The 1,302-nt window shown below is 39.9% G+C and carries 1 protein-coding gene; it reads left to right on the forward strand.

Translation table 11 applies throughout. From position 1 onward, the window contains the following. Positions 1–61 precede the first annotated feature (61 nt). Positions 62–1,267, forward strand: a complete 1,206-nt coding sequence (locus tag FTV13_RS15550; protein ID WP_004973108.1) for an IS256 family transposase — start codon at positions 62–64, stop codon at positions 1,265–1,267. The last annotated feature ends 35 nt before the right edge of the window (positions 1,268–1,302 follow it).

Below are 1,302 nucleotides of genomic sequence, written 5' to 3' on the forward strand. Positions count from 1 at the left end.
TTGGTAGTGTTCAAAAAACTGTGTCATTTCCTTAAACTGTTAAAAACAGGAATGATGCATTATGGCAACTACATTTGATTTTGAAACAGCCTTAAAACAACTCCAGTCAGGACAAGCACTGACTGGAGAAAATGGCATACTCACCCCTTTAATTAAACAGCTGACCGAAGCTGCTCTTGAAGCAGAAATCGAGAATTACATTGAAGCGAATCCGAAACAAGGTAATCGCCGCAATGGCTATACTCGCAAGACAGTAAAATCTACATCAGGTTCATTTGAGCTTGAAACCCCTAGAGATCGAAATGGTGAATTTGAGCCACAGTTAGTTAAAAAGAACCAGACCAAATTATCAGAAGAAATTGACAATAAAATCATATCACTCTATGCACTTGGTATGAGCTATCGTGATATTCAAAAGCATGTTGCTGATATGTATGGATTGGAGATTTCAGATGGTGCTATCACCAATATTACAGATAAGCTCCTCCCTCAGTTACAAGCATGGAAACAACGCCCACTCGATACAATTTATCCCTTTGTTTGGTTAGATGCCATACATTACAAAGTGAAGGATAAAGGTGTTTATGTGAGCAAAGCGATCTATACCATTTTAGCTTTAAATGTTGAAGGTAAGAAGGAACTACTCGGCTTGCATTTGTCGGAAAGCGAAGGGGCGAACCATTGGCTTAGTGTACTGACAGACCTACAAAATCGTGGTGTTCAGGATATTCTGATTGCCTGTGTAGATGGACTAAAAGGTTTCCCCGAAGCCATAGCAGCGATTTACCCTCAAACAGAAATACAACTGTGTATCGTTCATCAAATCCGTAATTCTTTACGCTATGTTGCCAGTAAAGATCAGAAGGCATTTATGGCTGATTTAAAGCCAATTTACCGTGCTGATACCAAAGGGGCGGCAGAAGTAGCACTGGATGAGCTAGAAGAAAAATGGGGCGAAAAATATGGTGTGGTCATTCAGTCATGGCGTACCAAATGGCATCTACTATCCGCCTATTTCAAATACCCTAAAGCGATTAGGAAGCCGATTTACACCACCAATGCCGTTGAAGCCGTACATCGTCAATTCCGCAAACTAACCAAAACCAAAGGAGCTTTCCCCAATGAGGATAGTCTGATGAAATTACTGTATATTGGTATTCAACAGGCATCAGAAAAATGGACAATGCCTATTCAGGAATGGGGACAAACGATTACTCAATTATCCATTTACTTTGAAGGTCGATTAGATGATATAATTAAAATCTAGTCAAATTTACTGACACAGAATTTTGAACGCCCTCC

Origin of the sequence: Acinetobacter sp. YH12235, from assembly GCF_013417705.1 — a bacterium.
Taxonomy (GTDB): Bacteria; Pseudomonadota; Gammaproteobacteria; order Pseudomonadales; family Moraxellaceae; genus Acinetobacter.